Source organism: Streptomyces sp. NBC_01478 (assembly GCF_036227225.1).
Taxonomy (GTDB): Bacteria; Actinomycetota; Actinomycetes; order Streptomycetales; family Streptomycetaceae; genus Streptomyces.
Genome location: NZ_CP109444.1, coordinates 11,015,264 through 11,031,421 on the forward strand (window position 1 = coordinate 11,015,264; position 16,158 = coordinate 11,031,421).

Consider the following 16,158-nt stretch of genomic DNA (forward strand, 5'->3'; position numbering starts at 1 on the left):
CATGACCGCGCCGACCCTCGACCGCGCCCTCGGCCTGCACCCCCAAGTCTCGGTACGCCCCGAACCGTTCGGCGCGCTCCTCTACCACTTCGGCACCCGCAGGCTGACGTTCCTCAAGGACCGCAGACTCCTCGCCGTCGTCGAGTCCCTCGCGGACGCCCCCACGGCCCGCGCCGCCTGTCTGGCGGCGGGCGTCGAGGAGGCCGAACTGCCGCGCTACGGACGGGCGTTGGCCGCCCTCGCCGAGTCGTCGATGCTCGTCGGAAGGACCCCATGACCGCCACCGCCGAACCGACACGGCTGGTCGACCTCTTCGAATCCGGACTCGACGCACCGATCTGCCTCACCTGGGAGCTGACCTACGCCTGCAACCTCGCCTGCACCCACTGCCTCTCCAGCTCCGGCCGCCGCGACCCGCGCGAGCTGTCCACCGCCGAAGCCAAGGCGGTCATCGACGAGTTGGAGGCCATGCAGGTCTTCTACGTCAACATCGGCGGCGGAGAGCCCACCGTCCGCGCCGACTTCTGGGAACTCCTCGACTACGCCACCGCCCACCACGTCGGCGTGAAGTTCTCCACCAACGGCGTCCGCATCACCCCCGAGGCCGCCCGCCGCCTCGCCGCCAACGACTACGTGGACGTTCAGATCTCCCTCGACGGCGCGACCGCGGACGTCAACGACGCCGTACGCGGCGCCGGTTCGTACGCGACCGCGCTGCGGGCACTGGAGAACCTCGCGGCCGCCGGCATGCGCAATTTCAAGGTGTCCGTGGTCTGCACCCGCCACAACATCCCCCAACTCGATGAGTTCAAGGCCCTCGCCGACCACTACGGCGCCCAACTCCGCCTGACCCGGCTGCGCCCCTCCGGCCGCGGCGCCGACGTCTGGGACGACCTCCACCCGACCGCCGCCCAGCAACGCGAGCTGTACGACTGGCTGTTGGCCCACGGCGAGAACGTGTTGACCGGCGACTCCTTCTTCCACCTCTCCGCCTACGGCGAGGCACTCCCCGGCCTCAACCTCTGCGGCGCCGGACGTGTCGTCTGCCTGATCGACCCGGTCGGCGACGTCTACGCCTGCCCGTTCGCCATCCACGAGGAGTTCCTCGCCGGCAACGTCCGCACACCCGGCGGCTTCACCGACGTATGGCGCGGCTCGGAGCTGTTCGCGCGGCTGCGCACCCCGCAGCACGGCGGAGCCTGCGCGTCCTGCGCCTTCTACGACACCTGCAAGGGCGGCTGCATGGCCGCCAAGTTCTTCACCGGACTGCCGTTGGACGGCCCCGACCCCGAGTGCGTGCAGGGCTACGGCGAACAGCAACTGGCCAAGCGCGCCAAGGGTGTTGGGGACCTCCCCAAGCCGTCCGCCGACCACTCCCGGCGACAGCCCGTGGACCTCGTCCTCACCCGACGCCAAGGCCTGGAGCGGCCCCCGGTCAGCGACTGCGCCGAGGACCCGCTGGCCGGCCTGCGCCTCACCTAGGACCGCAAGAGAAGAGAACACGTCATGGGCAGGAACCCCTGGTTCGAGACGGTCGCCGAAGCACAGCGCCGGGCGAAGAAGCGACTGCCGAGCACGGTGTACGGCGCGCTCGTCGCCGGCTCGGAGCGCGGCCGTACGATCGACGACAACACGGCCGCGTTCGCCCAACTGGGCTTCGCGCCCAGGGTCGTTGGACACCACGCGGCGCGCGACCTGTCCACGACCGTGCTCGGCGTACCCACATCCCTCCCCGTGCTCATCTCGCCGACCGGTGTGCAGGCCGTGGACCCCGAGGGCGAGGTGGCCGTGGCCCGGGCGGCGGCGAGCAGGGATGTCGTGATGGGGCTGAGTTCCTTCGCCAGCAAGCCGGTCGAGGAGGTCGCCGCCGCTCAGCCGAACCTCTTCTACCAGCTCTACTGGAGCGGAACGCGCGCGACGATGGTGGAGCGGATGGACCGGTCCAGGGCGGCCGGTGCCAAGGCGCTCATCGTCACCCTCGACTGGTCCTTCTCCCACGGCAGGGACTGGGGGAGCCCCACCATCCCGGACAGGCTCGACCTGAAGACCATGCTGAGGTTCGCGCCCGACGTGCTGCCCCACCCCGGCTGGCTGCTCCGGTTCGCCAAGTCCCGCCGTCTGCCCGACCTTTCGGTCCCCAACCTGCGGCCTCCGGGCGGTGAGGCCCCCACCTTCTTCGGCGCCTACGGCGAGTGGATGCAGACCACACCCCCGACCTGGGAGGACGTGGCGTGGCTGCGCAAGGAGTGGGGAGGGCCCTTCCTGCTCAAGGGAGTCACCCGCGTGGACGACGCCAAGCGGGCCGTCGACGCCGGAGTGTCCGCCCTCTCCGTCTCCAACCACGGCGGCAACAACCTCGACACCACTCCCGCCACCATCCGCGTACTCCCCGCGATAGCGGACGCGGTCGGCACGCAGATCGAAGTCCTCCTCGACGGCGGTGTGCGTCGGGGCGGCGACGTGGCCAAGGCGCTCGCCCTCGGCGCCCGCGCCGTCCTGATCGGCCGCGCCTATCTCTGGGGCCTGGCCGCGAACGGGCAGGCAGGCGTGGAGAACGTCCTGGACATCCTCCGCAGCGGCCTCGACTCGGCGGTCCTGGGCCTCGGGCACTCCTCCGTCCACGAGTTGACGCCGGACGACCTGGTCATCCCCCCGGGCTTCCCCCTCGTCCTGGGCCGCGACACCCCGGCCGCCTGAGCGTGTTCGGGGACCCGGCGACCGAACTCGCCCACACCGCCTGGCCGTTGGTGCCGTCCGACGCGCTGGTCCTCCTGCCGATCGGCTCCACCGAACAGCACGGCCCGCATCTGCCGCTCGACACGGACAGCGTCATCGCCGAGGCTGTCGCGCGGCGAGCGGCAACTGCCGTCCCCCGGGCGCTGGTTGCACCGACCCTTCCCTACGGCGCCAGCGGCGAGCACGCGGGCTTCCCCGGCACCGTCTCGATCGGCCACGAAGCGCTGCGCACGGTGCTGGTGGAGGCCGTACGCTCGCTGTCGCCGTGGGCCGGACGGATCGTCCTCGTCAACGGCCACGGCGGCAACACCGCCACCCTCGGCACCGCCCTGAGGTTGTTGCGCACCGAGGGCCATGACGTGGCCTGGACCGGCTGCGCCGTTCCCGGAGGCGACGCGCACGCCGGTCGTTCCGAGACCTCGGTGATGCTCCATCTCGCCCCGGAACACGTGCACTTGGAGGCGGCGGTAGCCGGTGACACCCGTCCGCTGGCCGCGCTCCTCCCGGACCTGATGGCCCACGGGGTCCGCGCGGTCTCACCCTCCGGAGTCCTCGGCGACCCGACCGGCGCCTCCGCCGCGGAAGGACACAGAGCGATGGACACGATGGTGTCGGCGGCCGTCCGCCGGATCACCGCCTGGACCGTGGACAACCGGGGCCGCCTCGCCGAACCGGTCCCGGGGGAATCGGCCCACCAGGTCGTACGACCATGACGTTGCCCGCCGGCTTCCTGGTCCTGCTCGACCGGCACACCCGGGTCGTGGACGGCGGCCGGGCCCTCGTCGGCGGCTTCCCGACCCGGCTGATCCGGTTGACCCCGCGGGCCCGACGCCTGCTCAGCGGGCGGACGTTGCGGGTGCGGGACGCGGCCGGCGCGCTGCTCGTGGACCGGTTGCTCGACCTCGGCATGGCCAATCCCGTCGTAGCCTCGCTGCCGCTGCCCGCCGACCCCCGCTGCACGGTCGTCGTGCCGGTCCGCGACCGCCCACGTCAACTGGCCAGGCTGCTCAGCAGTGTTGCCGAGGAACACCCCGTGATCGTGATCGACGACGCGTCACGGCACCCGAGGGCCGTCGCCGCCGTGGCCGCCGAACACGGGGCCACCCTGGTTCCCTTGACGACGAACGTGGGCCCGGCCGCCGCCCGCAACGTCGGACTTCGGCTCGTCACCACCCCTTTCGTCGTGTTCGCCGACTCCGACATCGTGCTGCCCCCCGACACCGTGCCCACCCTCCTCCGGCACTTCGCCGACCCCGCCGTCGCCATGGCTGTACCCCGCATCACCGGGCTGCCCTCCGCCGCCCCGACCTGGATCGAACGCTACGAGAACGCACGCTCCTCGCTCGACCTGGGCGCCCACCCGGCCGGAGTCCGCCCCGGCAGCCCCGTCTCCTGGGCCTCCACGGCCTGCGTCGTGGCACGAGTGGACGCGCTGACGGACGGCTTCGACGAGGGGATGCGGGTCGGCGAGGACGTCGACCTGTGCTGGCGCCTGATCGAAGAGGGTCGACGCGTGCGTTACGAACCGGCCGCCGAGGCGGCACACGAACACCGCGCCCGGGCCGGCGACTGGTTGCTCCGCAAGGCCGTCTACGGCACCGGCGCGCAGCCCCTCGCCGAACGCCACCCGCGCTTCATCGCCCCGGTCGTGTTCGCCCCCTGGAGTGCCGCGTTCGTCACCGCCCTGCTCGCCCAGCGGCGTTGGTCGGTGCCCGTCGCCGGGGCCGTCCTCGTGGGTGTCACCGTCAGAATCGGCCGCAAGCTCGACGGCACCGGGCGCCCGTACCGGCTCGCCGCGCGGCTCACGGCCAACGGGGCGCTCGCGGCCGTGTCCCAGACATCGGCCCTGTTCAACCGGCACTGGTGGCCCCTCACGGTCGTCGGCTGTGTGGCGTCCCGCCGGGTGCGCAGGGCCGCCGCGATGGCCGCGCTGGCCGACATCGCCCTTGAGTACCGGCGCGACCGGGCCCACCTCGACCCGGTCCGCTACGGCGTCGCGCGCCGCCTCGACGACCTCGCCTACGGGGCCGGCGTGTGGCTGTCCGCCCTCAAGGGCCGCTCCACCGCGGCGCTGCGACCTCGCATCACCCGCTGATCCTTGGGTCCCGGTCAGCGGAAATCGGCCAGCGGGCGCCCGGTCCGGGAAAAGACACTGGGATCATCCCGCCGCGCGTCCGCGGCACTTGCGAAGTACCAGGCAGCAGGAGGTGTGCGGCGTGACGCACGAAGTGGTCAACCGTGTCGAGGATCTCGGGCCCGAACTGGCCGCACTCGCCGAAGAGAACGAGAAACTCGGCAAGTTGAGCGACCGCACCGTCGAACTGCTCCGCTCGGCAGGCGTGATCCGGCTCCTCCAGCCCAAGGAGTTCGGCGGCTACAGCGCCCACCCCCGGGACTTCGCGGAAGCGGTGATGGCCGTCGCACGGTACGACGGTGCCGCCGGCTGGGTGAGCGGTGTCGTGGGCGTACACCCTTGGGAACTGGCCCAGTTGGACCCCCGGCTCGCCCACGAGGTGTGGGACGAGAACCCGGACACCTGGATCGCCTCGCCGTACATGCCCAACGGCATCGCCGACCCGGTGGACGGCGGCTACGTCCTCAGCGGACGCTGGCCCTTCTCCTCCGGCAGCGACCACTGCGACTGGGACTTCCTCGGCGCCCTCGTCGGCGACGGCAAGGGCAAGCCGGCCGGCCCGATCTCCGTACTCCACGTCGTGCTGCCGCGCTCCGACTACGAGATCATCGACGGTACTTGGGACGTCGTCGGCCTGGCGGGCACCGGCAGCAAGGACGTCGTCGTCGACAAGGCGTTCATCCCCGCCTACCGCACCATCAAGCAGGAGACGGTCCAGGAGGGCAGCGCCGCCGAGGCGGTCGGACTCACCGACACCCTCTACAAACTGCCCTTCAGCTCCATGTTCCCCCTCGGCATCACCGCTGCCGTCATCGGCATCTGCGAGGGTGCGCTAGCCCTCCACCTGTCCCAGCAGCGCGATCGCGTCGCCGTGACCGGCGTCCAAGTACGCGACGACCCCTACGTGTTGTACGCCGCCGGGGAGGCCGCGGCGGAGATCGCCGCCTCCCGGGTCCAACTGATCGACGGCATCAGCCGGTTGTACGACCAGGTCGAGGCCGGGAAGCTCGTCACCATCGAGGACCGTTCCAACGTCCGCCGCAACCAGGTCCGTTGCGCATGGCGTGCCGTCTCCGCGCTGGACGAGATCTTCGTGCGGTCCGGCGGCAACGCGATCCGGCGCGACAACCCGATGCAGCGGTTCTGGCGGGACGCGCACGTGGGACTCCAGCACATGATCCATGTCCCCGGGTCCGCGTACCACGCCAACGCCCTGGCCCACATGGGACTTGAGCTGCCCGAGGCGATGCGCGTCCTGATCTGACATTGGATCTGACGGACCGTCAAGAACGTGCGAGATCAAGGAGGGGCCGTGACGGACGCGGTCGAAGGGCGCTACTTCCGTGAGGTGCTGGGGCACTTCCCCACGAGCGTGGTCGCCATCACCACGACGGACACCGACCGGCAACCCCGGGGAATGATCGTCGGAACCTTCATGTCCGTGTCCCTGGAACCGCCCCTGGTGTCCTTCCTGGTGGACGGTTCCTCCAACACCCTGCGGACGATCCGGACGGCCGGGCGCTTCTGCGCCAACGCGCTCGCGGGCAACCAGGAACGCCTCTCCCGGCAGATGGCCGGCGGCCCGAACCGCTTCGAGGGCGCCGACTGGCAGGATTCCCCGCTCGGCAATCCCGTCCTGGACGGAGTCGTCGCATGGGTCGACTGCACCGTCGAGAAGATCGTCGAACTCGGTGACCACCAACTGGTCGTCGGCCGGGTCGGCACGCTCCGCGTCGAGTCGATGAAGACCCCCTTGCTCTTCTTCCGCGGTGGATACGGCGACTATCTGTCGAGCACGACCCTGCTGCTGGACAGCCTCGTCGGCTGGTGAGAGAGCACAGAACAAAATGAGCCGCTCGATCGCGAGATCAAAGGAGATCCGCTGATGCGACAAGACCTGCATTTCAGACTGGAACGCATCTCTGCCTGGTGCGGATTCGTACTGCTGCTGGGATTCGCCGTCGCTTTTTCCGTCGGCCATCTCATCACGCCGATGGACCCGACGGAGAACGCCCAGGGCGTCGTCGAATTCCTCACCGACCATCAGACGGGCATCCTCGCCTGCGCCGCGATCATGGTCCTCGTCGTCCCGTTCGAGTACCCCTTCGTGGTCGTCACCAGCATGCAGATGCGCCGTATCGAGGGCGGGTGGGGTCTGCTGTCCATGACCCAGCTCCTCACCGGCGTCGTCGCGCCGATCGGCTTCTTCTTCCCGATCGCGATACTCGCCGCCGCGGCCTATCGACCGGAGAGTCACTCTCCCGACGTCCTCTACGCGATGTCGGACATCTACTGGCTCATGCTGGTCGGCAACGCCTGCATATTCGTCCTTCAGGTCTGGTCGATCGGATACGCGGCACTCGTCGACAACCGGGCCAAGCCGGTATTCCCGCGCTGGTTCGGATATCTCAACCTGGTGCTCGGAGTGCTGCTCATCCCGGGCGCCTTCGTCTTCCTCACCAAGACCGGACCGTTCGCCTGGAACGGCCTGCTCGCGAACGTCCTTCCCACGGCGGTGTATTTCATCTGGAAGATCGCCACGCCGATCGTGCTGCTGCGTGCCGTGAAATCAGAAGAGGAAGAGGCAAGGGCGACGGCCGCGGAACCCGCCGAACTGGCGAGCACCTAGCACTCCGGCTGCACCGCGGCCGTTCCGGCGCGGCGGCGATGTGCTCGCTGTCGGCAGGCCGCTCCGCAGTAGCGGGCCGGGCGGCCGGTGGGCCGGGCCTCGAGCCGGGCTCCGCACTCCTCGCATCGCGGTGCGGTGCCAAGCGCGCCGTGTCCGTCACGAAACACCCGTCCTTCCGTGACGGACACGGAACTCCGCAGACTCTCCAGCGCCAGCCGCACCATGCGGTGGCCGCCGTTCCGGTCGCGGTGCGCGGCCCACATGGTCGCGCACCCGACGGTGAGCGCGGCGACATCGTCCGTGCTGACATCGGTGCGGACCCCACCGGCCCGCTGGGCCGCGCGCAGCAGTTCGTCGAGTGCCTGGCGAAACCGTCGCGCCGACGCGGCCAGGCCGGGACGCGGCCAACTCGACTCCGTGGTCAAGGCGTCGCAGGCGTGCTTGCGCCCGTGGGACGTGTCGACGACCTCCAGGAGGAAGCCGAAGAAAGCGGCCACAGGGTCGGTGCGGGCCGCCCATCGCCGAGCGGCTTCCACCTGGTTGTCGATCTGCTGGACGAGTACGGCCTCCAGCAGGATGTCCTTGCTGGGGAAGTGCCGGTGGACGGTGCCGGCGCCGACTCCCGCCTGCCGTGCGATCACGCCGATCGAGACGTCCAGGCCCTGCTCGTCGAACGCCCGCGAGGCGGCGGCGAGCACCTTCGTACGGTTGCGGCGGGCATCGGCCCGACCGACGTCACGGGGAGGTGCGGTCATGTCACGTAATCCCTTGTCCGCCGGACTCAAGCGGGTGCAGCATTCCACATCGACCCCGGGCCGAACCCCAGCGTGCCCACCGACAATCCCGGGGCGGAGGACGACATGACCACTGACCGCTTGGTCGTCGTGACCGGTGCGACCGGCCGACAGGGCGGCGCCACCGCACGCCGGCTCCTCGCGGCCGGCAGACCGGTGCGCGTACTCGTACGGGACCCGACCGCTCCCGCCGCCAAGGCACTCGAAAACGCGGGGGCCGAGCTCGCCCGCGGCGACTTCGACGACCCGCCGAGTCTGCCCGCGGCGCTGGAGGGAGCGGCGGCGCTGTTCGCCGTGCCGCCCGTGGCATTCGGACCGGACGGGGCCGACGTGGAACGGGAGTTGGCCCGGGGCCGGGCACTGACCGATGCCGCGGCCGCCGTGGGCGTCGAGCACGTCGTGTTCACGGGCGTTGCGTCCACGCCGGGTCGTCCCGGTGGCTCCGAGGGAAAGAAACGCATCGAGGAGTACCTGCGGGAGCGGATCCGGTCGGTGACCGTGCTGCGCCCGGTGCGGTTCATGTCGAACTATCTCGGTTCCACGTCCATCGGCCTCGACGGCATCTTCGGCGGCGTGCACCGGCACATCTTTCCGCCCGACGAACCCGTCCAGATCATCGCGGTGGAGGACATCGCGGAGTTCGCCGCGCTGGCCTTCGAGCAGCCGGACCGGTTCGCGGGACGGAGCCTGGAACTGGCCGGGGACGCCCCCACCCCGGCCGAGGCGGTCGCCGCGATCAGCGAGGTCACCGGAGCCGCGGTGCGCTACGAGCAGATCACCCGCGCCGAGGCCGCCGCGCTCAATCCCGAGATCGCCCAGGTCCGCGATAGCTGGGCAGCCGGATCACGCTGGCACGCCGATATCGAGGCGCTGCGCATCATCCACCCCGGACTCCGCACGCTCGCGGACTGGCTCGCCGAGTCCGGCGCCGCCCTGCTGCGGAAGCGACTCCACGAAACCGCGTAGCGCCCCGGCAGGTGTCGCTACGGGCAGGACTCCCCGAACTTCACCACGGAGAACTCCACCGGCTGTCCGCTCAGCTTCGTCCCGGCCGACGGCTTCTGCGAGCACACCTGCCAGTTCGACTCCACCAGTACGTAACGTCCGTCCCCGGAAGCGTCGTTGACCGTGATCGACGTACTGGAGTCGAGTGCGTCGCGGGCGGTGTTCACCGACTTCCCCTTGAAGTCCGGCATTTTCCCGCCGGCTTGAGCGGGTGCTGACTGGTCCTTCGCCGGGCAGGTCTCGTCGAGTTTCACCGCGCCGAAGTCGAGTCGGGTGTCCGTGGACGCGGTGGAGCCGGCCTTCACGTTCTGGGAGCAGACCTTCCAGTCCCGGTCGAGGATCTGGTGCCGTTCGCGGCCGAGCGAGTCGTGGGACGTGAGGCTGTAGAAACCCTGTTTCTGGGCGGCGTCCTGGGCGGATTGGAGGCCCATACCCACGAATTCGGGGACGGTTTTGGCCTTGCCGCCGGTCGTGGTCGTCGTACTTCCACCGCCGCCGGTGGTGTCGGTACGGCAGGCGGCCGCGCTGCCGCCGATGACGAGGACACCCGCGGTGACCGCGCCGAGGAGTCTCCAGTCGCGCTTCCTCTTCGGCGGCGTAAATGAGGAGTTGGACACGGTACGCCCCCGATGTGTGGATGAAGGGACACTGTGTCAGATGTACCCGGTCGACCGCACGTTGGGTGACGAACCGTGACAGTTTTCGAGGTGGGGGCGAACTCGCCACGGACCACTGCTACTTGAGGTGCTGCCCCAGGAAGTCGACGATGTGCCCCATCGTCTCCTGCGTGGACCAGGGCAGGACGGCCGAGGTGTCGCTGGTGAAGGACAGGTCGCCGTGGCCCGCGCCGGTGAGGACGTAGCGGGTGCTCTCGATCCCCTTGGCGCGCAGTGCCGTGTGCAGGTTCAGGGTCTCGCTGGGGGAGACCAGGTTGTCGGCGCTGCCGTGGAACAGGACGAAGGGCGCCGTCTTGGAGCTGATGTGTGTCGCGGGGTCGGCCGCTGCGACCTCGCTGGTGCGGTCCGCGACCGACTTCTTGGTGCCGGGGCCGTAGACCCACTGGGCGGCGCTGTTGCCCGCCGCGTAGTTGGCCTTCTGCGCCGCCGTGTCGTAGTCGGCCGCGAGCTGGGACAGGTCGGCCGGGCCGAACTCGTCGACCACGCCCTGTACTTCACTGCTCTGGTCCAGATTGCCGCCGACGTCGAAGGACTTCTCCCCGTTGGTCGCGCCGGTCATCGCGGCCAGATAGCCGCCGGCGGACTGTCCCCACACGGCGACGTGGTCGGTGTCGATGGAGTACTTGTCGGCGTTGGCGCGGAGATACCGGATCGCGGACTTCACATCGGCGACGGCGTCCTTGTACGTGGCACCGTCCTTGGTGGTGCGGTACTGGAGGCTGGCCACGACATAGCCCTGGTCGGCGACATAGGTGCGCTGACTCAGGTTGGCGGTGCGGTCGGCCATGACGAACCCGCCGCCGGTCAGGTAGACGACCAGCGGCTTCTTGCCCGCCGTGGACGTGGGCACCTGGATGTCCAGCTTCAGGTCGCTCTTCTTGCCGTTGGTGGTCGGCGAGGAGTACGTGATGTCGTGCGTGGTGGTGATCCCCGAGGTGGCGCACTGGATCTGCGCGCCCTCGGGGTCGATCACGGTGCTGGTGCTGGTGTCCGACTTCTTGATGGTCTTGGCCACGGGGAGGCCTCCCGCGTTGCCCGACGGCAGCGCGGTGGGCGTCCCGGTCGCGGCGGCGGACGAGCCCGAGGGGCAGGCGGCCGTCTTGGCGCGGGCGCTGGTGGTGGACGCTCCGCCGGACGGGCTGCTGCCGCCGGAGGAACAGGCGGCCAAGGTCAGCCCCGCCGCGACGGCGACCATGACGGCAGCGCTTCCCCTCCGCCGAACTGTCCGTGCCTTCTCTTCGCGCATGACTGCGTCTCCCGCCGACATCTGATGGTAAACGGAGATCGGATCTCCGCTTCGTTCTGCCACCGTAACACCAAACGGAGATTCCATCTCCGTTTAAGGGGCTGGGGTCAACGACAGCGGCCGGACCTGATCAAGGGACGCGCAGCTCGCGGCAGTACGATGAGCCGGACGGTTCGACATCATCCGGAAGGCGGGACGACTGACATGGCGGAGCCCGCTGAACCCCGCAGGCCGCCACTGCGGCGCGATGCCGAGCTGAACCGCCGCCGTCTCATGGTCGCCGCCCGCGAGGTGTTCCGCGACCGGGGCCTCACCGCGACCCTCGACGACGTCGCCCGCCACGCGGGGCTCGGCGTGGGGACGGCCTACCGCCACTTCGCCAACAAGGAAGAGCTGGTCGACGCGGTCTTCGAGGACATGATCGACCAGGTCGAGGCAACCGCCCGGGAAGCCGCCGCCGATCCCGACCCCTGGCACGGGCTGGCGTCCAGCCTGGAGAAGGTGTGCGAACTCCAGGCGCACGACCGCGGGTTGCGCGAGGTCGTGCTCGGCACCGGCAAGGCCGCCCAGCGACACGCCCTCGTCGACCGGCGGATCAAGCCCCTGATCGACCCGCTGATCGACCGCGCCAAGGCACAGGGGACGCTGCGAGCCGACGTCGAGCCCCTGGACCTGCCGATGGTCCAGCTCATGGTCGCGGCGATCACCGACCAGACCGGAGTGCCCGACCTGTGGCGGCGCTACCTGCGACTTCTGCTGGACGGCATGCGCGCACAGCCGGACGGGGCGGAACTCCTGCCCCCGAGCACCGAGTTCCGCGGTTTTGGACCGGGCATGTTCCCCGCGGCGGAGCGCCCGCTTCATCCGTGAACCCGGTCGGTGTCCCGCACCGGACCCGCTGCCGAAGACGCTAGACGGAGAGCGCGAACCCGCCCGTCACCCGCAACGTCTCACCCGTGACGAACGACGCCTTCGACGAGACCAGATACAGCAGCGCCTCGACGATGTCCCGTTCCTCGCCCTCCCGTTGAAGGATCTGCTCGCCCAACACCCGCTTCGCCTCGGCCTCGGACAGTTCCGCGCGGACGGTGTCCGTGAAGATCAGCCCCGGGGCGATCGCGTTGACGCGGATGCCGTCCGCGGCGAACTCGCGCGCGAAGGACACGGTCAGTCCCCGCACGGCGAGTTTGGAGACGCCGTAGATGCTGCGGTTCGCATAGGCCGCCGACGAGGAGATGTTGACGATGGAGGCACCGGCGCGCCCCCGCATGGCCGGCAGTGCCGCGAGGGAGCAGATGACGACGCCCATGACGTTCACGTCGAGGACGCGCCGCACGTTCGCGAGGCCGAGTTCGGTGAACGGACGGTTGTAAGCGGCGTGCAGGCCCGCGTTGTTGACCAGGATGTCGAGGCCACCGTGCCGTTCGGCCACCTCGCCGACGACCGCCTCGACCGCGGCCTCGTCGGCGACGTCACAGGCCACTCCCGTCACGCTGCCGCCTGCGGCGGCGAGTTCGGCGGCAGCGGCCTCCGCCGCCGCGCCGTCGATGTCCGCGAGCACGACATGCGCGCCCCGCGCCGACAACGCGGCGCCGAACGCCTTGCCGAACCCGCGCCCGCCCCCGGTGACGAACGCGACCTTGCCGTGGTGCTCGTCATGTTCCGGCATTACGACTGCTCCCGTCGTCGTCCTGACTCCAACCAGCCCACGGCATACGTCACTTGGGACCGAACCGCTGTCCCGCGTCGAGCCGCAGACACTGGCCGTTCAGCATCGGGTTGTCGACGATGGCGAGCGCGAGCTTGGCGTACTCCTCGGGGCGGCCAAGGCGTTTGGGGAACGCCGCGTCCTTGACCAGGACCGCCCGCGCCTCGTCCGGGATCTTCTCGACGGCTCCCGTGTCGAACAGGCTGGGCGCGATGGCCAGCACGCGGATGCCGAGCGAGCCGAGATCGCGCGCCATGGTGAGACACATCCCGGCGATGGCGGCCTTGGCCGCGCCGTAGGCGACCTGGCCGATCTGCCCCTCGAAGGCGGCGATCGACGACGTGTTGACGATGACACCGCGTTCGCCGTCGGGCTCCTCGGGCTCGTTGCGGCTCATGTGCGCGGCGGCGAGCCGGCTGACGTTGAAGGTCGCGACGGCGTTGAGGTCGAGGACGCGGCGGAAGGTGTCGAGGTCGTGCGGCCCACTCCGGCCGAGCGTCCGTTTCGCCGTACCGCCACCGGCGGTTGTGATCGAGACGTGCAGCCCGCCGAGCGACTCGACAGCCGCGGCCAGCGCACTCTCCGTCGCCTCGAAGTCCGTGACGTCCACCGGCTCGAACCGCCCGCCCAGCGCCGCGGCGACCTCCGCACCGGCCGACGCCGGACGATCGAGTACGACGACGTCGGCACCGCGCGCCGCGAGCAACTCGGCACTGGCCCGGCCCATTCCGGAGGCACCGCCGAACACCACGGCTTTCTTGCCCTTGATCTCCATCGGTCGATTCCCTTTCGCTGGCGCTCAGGCGGACGCGGCCGACCGCTGAAGGAGGGTGCAGAGCCGGTCGCGGTGGACGGCCGTGTCCCCGTACAGCACCCGGTCGGCCCTGGCCCGGCGCAGGTGGAGGTGGAGGTCGTGCTCCCAGGTGAAGCCGATGCCGCCGTGCAACTGCAGTGCCCAGGCGCCGACTTCACCGGTACCGGCCGTGGCGTAGGAGGCGGCGGCGCAGGCCGCCCGGGCGGTGTCGTCGGCGCCCGCGTCGGAGGCCATCGCCGCGTAGTACGTGGCGGCGCGGGTGCCGTGCACGATCAGTGCCATGTCCGCGCAGGCGTGCTTGACGGCCTGGAAACCGCCGATCGGCCGCCCGAACTGCACCCGGCTCTTGGTGTGTTCGACGGTCAGCTCCAGCATCCGCTCCATCACGCCGAGCGCGTCGGCACACCGCAGGACGGACGCCTCGTCGAGCAGGGCCTGGACGTCGGCCGGCCCGCCGTCGAGCCGCGCGTCGAGCGGCACGCGTACGGCGGCCAGGCGGACCTCGTGGAACGCGCGGGTCGGATCCAGGACGCGCTGCCGCCGGACGGTGACCCCGGGAGCCGCGCGGTCGACGACGAAGGACGCGGGTTCGCCCTCGTGGAGGGCGGTGACCAGCAGCCAGCGGGCGCCGCCGGCGTCCTGCACCACGGTCTTGACCCCGTCCAGGACGATCCCGTCCCCGTCGGTGCGCGCGGTGGCGTGGATCCCGTCCAGCGTCCAGGGCGCGTGTGGTTCGGCGAAGACCCAGGTCGCCCAGCCGTCCCCGGCGGCGAGCGCGGGCAGCACCTCGTCACGCAGCCGCTCGGAACCGCCGTAGGCAATCGCCCGGCCGACCAGTGCCGTCGGGAGGAAAGGGCCCCGGCCGAGTGCGCGCCCGATCTCCTCGGCCACCAGGGCGAGTTCGACCAGTCCCTGGCCGGATCCGCCGTACTCCTCGGGCAGGGCAAGACCGGGCCAGCCGAGGTCGGACATCAGGCGCCACAGCTCGGGGTCGACGTCCTCGGAGCGGTCCATCGACGCTCGCACGAGGGTGATCGGGGCCCGGTCGGACAGCAGGGCGCGCGAGGCCTCGCGCAGCATGGCCTGCTCCTCGCTGAGCTCGAAGTTCACCAGCCACCCCCGGTCCGCAGCGGATCAATACGATGAAGAAGGTATCCTCTTTTCTGGCGATGGTCGAGATCCTTGACCTCTTCAAGGCGTTCTTCCGCCCACATTGCAGAGTTGAGTATCATCAATTGCATGACTGATGCCGTTCTGCTCGCCGCCTGCCGCACCGCGATCGGTACCGCTCGCAAGGGCACGCTCCGGGACACCAGCGCCTTCGACCTCGCCACCGTCGTCGTACGGGAGGCGGTGCGGCGCTCCGGGCTGCCGCTCGACCTGATCGACGACGTCGTGCTCGGCGAGACCCTGGCCGGAGGCGGGGACATCGCGCGCTACGCGGCACTCGAAGCGGGGCTGACCCATGTGCCGGGGCTCGCGCACAACCGGCACTGCGCCTCGGGGCTGGCCAGCGTGGCGACCGCGGCCGCGGGGGTGCTCGCGGGCATGGACCGCGCGGTCGTCGCCGGCGGGACGCAGTCCTCGTCGACCGCTCCCGTCGCCCGGTACCGGATTCCGGGCACCGACGACTGGCAGGACCCCTGGAGGTCGCCCTCGCACGTCCCGACCCGCGAGGCGCCCAACGACGACATGGCGACACTCGTCGGCTGGAACACGGCCCGGCTGACCGGCATCTCCCGTCAGGAGATGGACAGTTGGGCGCTGCGCTCGCATCAGCGGGCCGTGCGGGCGATCGACGAGGGACGGTTCGCCGACGAGATCGTCCCGGTGGACGTCGTGGACCGCGACGGGACGAAGTCCGTGTTCGACACCGACGAGCACCCGCGGCGCGACACCACCATCGAGAAGCTCGCGGCACTGAAGGTGCTGCGCCCCGAGATCGAGGGCTATTCCATCACCGCGGGCAACTCCAGCGGTGTGAACGACGGTTCGGCCGCGGTCGTCGTCGCCTCCTCCGAGATCGCCGACCGTCACGGGCTCACCCCGCTCGCCACCGTACGGTCGTGGGCGAGCGTCGGCGTCGATCCCGTGGAGACGGGACTTGCCCCGATCGCCGCCATCCGCAAGGCACTTGACCGGGCCGGACTGCGGATCGAGGACGTCGACCTGTTCGAGGTCAACGAGGCCTTCGCCGCGGTCGCCGTCGCCACCACCCGTGAACTGGGCCTCGACCCCGAGCGGGTGAATCCCTTCGGCAGCGGGTGCAGCCTCGGGCACCCGATCGCGACCACCGGCGCCCGCATGGTCGTCACCCTCGCGCACGAACTGTGCCGCCGTGGCGGGGGCACGGCGGTCGCGGCCATGTGCGCGGGCGGCGGGATGGGATCCGCGATGGTGCTCACCGTCTGACTC

General features: G+C 70.5%; 17 protein-coding genes. 11 read left to right on the forward strand and 6 right to left on the reverse strand.

The genetic code is table 11. The annotated features are described in order from the left end of the window. The first annotated feature begins 1 nt into the window (after position 1). The 8 genes from mftB to OG223_RS48915 all read left to right on the forward strand — a co-directional run bounded on the left by mftB (position 2) and on the right by OG223_RS48915 (position 7,499). A complete protein-coding gene (gene mftB, locus OG223_RS48880; protein ID WP_329263791.1) occupies positions 2-277 on the forward strand; it encodes a mycofactocin biosynthesis chaperone MftB in 276 nt (91 codons plus the stop codon). Then, positions 274-1,482: a mycofactocin radical SAM maturase gene (gene mftC / locus OG223_RS48885; protein ID WP_329263793.1), complete on the forward strand. Its 1,209-nt coding sequence runs from the start codon at positions 274-276 to the stop codon at positions 1,480-1,482. Before mftB ends, mftC begins: the two co-directional genes overlap by 4 nt. A 24-nt stretch (positions 1,483-1,506) precedes the next feature. Next, entirely contained in the window at positions 1,507-2,697 is a 1,191-nt protein-coding gene (mftD, locus tag OG223_RS48890; RefSeq protein WP_329263795.1) for a pre-mycofactocin synthase MftD, read from the forward strand. 2 nt (positions 2,698-2,699) lie between these two features. Continuing rightward, entirely contained in the window at positions 2,700-3,449 is a 750-nt protein-coding gene (gene mftE, locus OG223_RS48895; RefSeq protein ID WP_329263796.1) for a mycofactocin biosynthesis peptidyl-dipeptidase MftE, read from the forward strand. Continuing rightward, positions 3,446-4,831 (forward strand): mycofactocin biosynthesis glycosyltransferase MftF, encoded by a 1,386-nt coding sequence (mftF, locus tag OG223_RS48900; protein WP_329263798.1) that lies wholly within the window; start codon positions 3,446-3,448, stop codon positions 4,829-4,831. The genes mftE and mftF overlap by 4 nt, the downstream gene beginning before the upstream one ends. 121 nt (positions 4,832-4,952) lie before the next feature. Continuing rightward, complete coding sequence (locus tag OG223_RS48905; protein WP_329263800.1) at positions 4,953-6,134, forward strand: hydroxylase; 1,182 nt, start codon at positions 4,953-4,955, stop codon at positions 6,132-6,134. Between the two features lie 48 nt (positions 6,135-6,182). Continuing rightward, positions 6,183-6,701 (forward strand): flavin reductase family protein, encoded by a 519-nt coding sequence (locus OG223_RS48910; protein ID WP_329263801.1) that lies wholly within the window; start codon positions 6,183-6,185, stop codon positions 6,699-6,701. A 54-nt stretch (positions 6,702-6,755) separates the two neighbouring features. Then, positions 6,756-7,499, forward strand: coding sequence for a hypothetical protein (locus OG223_RS48915; protein ID WP_329263803.1), 744 nt, complete (start codon positions 6,756-6,758; stop codon positions 7,497-7,499). Here OG223_RS48915 and OG223_RS48920 read toward each other — a convergent pair. Then, positions 7,496-8,254 (reverse strand): SbtR family transcriptional regulator, encoded by a 759-nt coding sequence (locus OG223_RS48920; RefSeq protein ID WP_329263805.1) that lies wholly within the window; start codon positions 8,252-8,254, stop codon positions 7,496-7,498. The genes OG223_RS48915 and OG223_RS48920 overlap by 4 nt on opposite strands. A 105-nt stretch (positions 8,255-8,359) precedes the next feature. On the opposite strand from OG223_RS48920, the gene OG223_RS48925 reads away from it, so the two are divergent. Further along, a complete protein-coding gene (locus OG223_RS48925) occupies positions 8,360-9,259 on the forward strand; it encodes an NmrA/HSCARG family protein (RefSeq protein ID WP_329263807.1) in 900 nt (299 codons plus the stop codon). A gap of 17 nt (positions 9,260-9,276) precedes the next feature. Here OG223_RS48925 and OG223_RS48930 read toward each other — a convergent pair whose 3' ends face one another. Together OG223_RS48930 and OG223_RS48935 are read right to left on the reverse strand one after the other, a co-directional pair. After that, on the reverse strand, positions 9,277-9,915 hold the full coding sequence (locus OG223_RS48930; RefSeq protein ID WP_329263809.1) for a PASTA domain-containing protein: 639 nt from the start codon (positions 9,913-9,915) through the stop codon (positions 9,277-9,279). A 118-nt stretch (positions 9,916-10,033) separates the two neighbouring features. Then, the gene (locus OG223_RS48935; protein WP_329263811.1) at positions 10,034-11,170 is read right to left on the reverse strand and encodes an alpha/beta hydrolase; all 1,137 of its coding nucleotides are present in this window, start codon (positions 11,168-11,170) and stop codon (positions 10,034-10,036) included. A gap of 255 nt (positions 11,171-11,425) precedes the next feature. On the opposite strand from OG223_RS48935, the gene OG223_RS48940 reads away from it, so the two are divergent. Continuing rightward, positions 11,426-12,091, forward strand: coding sequence for a TetR/AcrR family transcriptional regulator (locus OG223_RS48940; protein ID WP_329263813.1), 666 nt, complete (start codon positions 11,426-11,428; stop codon positions 12,089-12,091). A gap of 40 nt (positions 12,092-12,131) precedes the next feature. On the opposite strand, the gene OG223_RS48945 is transcribed toward OG223_RS48940, so the two are convergent. Genes OG223_RS48945 through OG223_RS48955 form a run of 3 tightly spaced genes read right to left on the reverse strand, consistent with a single transcriptional unit; the run spans position 12,132 to position 14,853 of the window. Next, complete coding sequence (locus OG223_RS48945) at positions 12,132-12,890, reverse strand: SDR family NAD(P)-dependent oxidoreductase (protein WP_329263815.1); 759 nt, start codon at positions 12,888-12,890, stop codon at positions 12,132-12,134. Between the two features lie 49 nt (positions 12,891-12,939). Beyond that, positions 12,940-13,704, reverse strand: coding sequence for an SDR family NAD(P)-dependent oxidoreductase (locus OG223_RS48950; RefSeq protein WP_329263817.1), 765 nt, complete (start codon positions 13,702-13,704; stop codon positions 12,940-12,942). A 24-nt stretch (positions 13,705-13,728) separates the two neighbouring features. Next, positions 13,729-14,853: an acyl-CoA dehydrogenase family protein gene (locus tag OG223_RS48955; RefSeq protein ID WP_329263818.1), complete on the reverse strand. Its 1,125-nt coding sequence runs from the start codon at positions 14,851-14,853 to the stop codon at positions 13,729-13,731. A 129-nt stretch (positions 14,854-14,982) separates the two neighbouring features. On the opposite strand from OG223_RS48955, the gene OG223_RS48960 reads away from it, so the two are divergent. Continuing rightward, positions 14,983-16,155, forward strand: coding sequence for a thiolase family protein (locus tag OG223_RS48960; protein ID WP_329263820.1), 1,173 nt, complete (start codon positions 14,983-14,985; stop codon positions 16,153-16,155). The last annotated feature ends 3 nt before the right edge of the window (positions 16,156-16,158 follow it).

Excerpts from the sequence above, each read along its gene's own strand:
- mftB (WP_329263791.1), top strand. The coding sequence starts at position 2 with ATGACCGCGCCGACCCTCGACCGCGCCCTCGGCCTGCACCCCCAAGTC.
- mftC (WP_329263793.1), top strand. The coding sequence starts at position 274 with ATGACCGCCACCGCCGAACCGACACGGCTGGTCGACCTCTTCGAATCC.
- mftD (WP_329263795.1), top strand. The coding sequence starts at position 1,507 with ATGGGCAGGAACCCCTGGTTCGAGACGGTCGCCGAAGCACAGCGCCGG.
- mftF (WP_329263798.1), top strand. The coding sequence starts at position 3,446 with ATGACGTTGCCCGCCGGCTTCCTGGTCCTGCTCGACCGGCACACCCGG.
- OG223_RS48915 (WP_329263803.1), top strand. The coding sequence starts at position 6,756 with ATGCGACAAGACCTGCATTTCAGACTGGAACGCATCTCTGCCTGGTGC.
- OG223_RS48920 (WP_329263805.1), bottom strand. The coding sequence starts at position 8,254 with ATGACCGCACCTCCCCGTGACGTCGGTCGGGCCGATGCCCGCCGCAAC.
- OG223_RS48925 (WP_329263807.1), top strand. The coding sequence starts at position 8,360 with ATGACCACTGACCGCTTGGTCGTCGTGACCGGTGCGACCGGCCGACAG.
- OG223_RS48935 (WP_329263811.1), bottom strand. The coding sequence starts at position 11,170 with ATGGTCGCCGTCGCGGCGGGGCTGACCTTGGCCGCCTGTTCCTCCGGC.
- OG223_RS48940 (WP_329263813.1), top strand. The coding sequence starts at position 11,426 with ATGGCGGAGCCCGCTGAACCCCGCAGGCCGCCACTGCGGCGCGATGCC.
- OG223_RS48945 (WP_329263815.1), bottom strand. The coding sequence starts at position 12,890 with ATGCCGGAACATGACGAGCACCACGGCAAGGTCGCGTTCGTCACCGGG.
- OG223_RS48950 (WP_329263817.1), bottom strand. The coding sequence starts at position 13,704 with ATGGAGATCAAGGGCAAGAAAGCCGTGGTGTTCGGCGGTGCCTCCGGA.
- OG223_RS48960 (WP_329263820.1), top strand. The coding sequence starts at position 14,983 with ATGACTGATGCCGTTCTGCTCGCCGCCTGCCGCACCGCGATCGGTACC.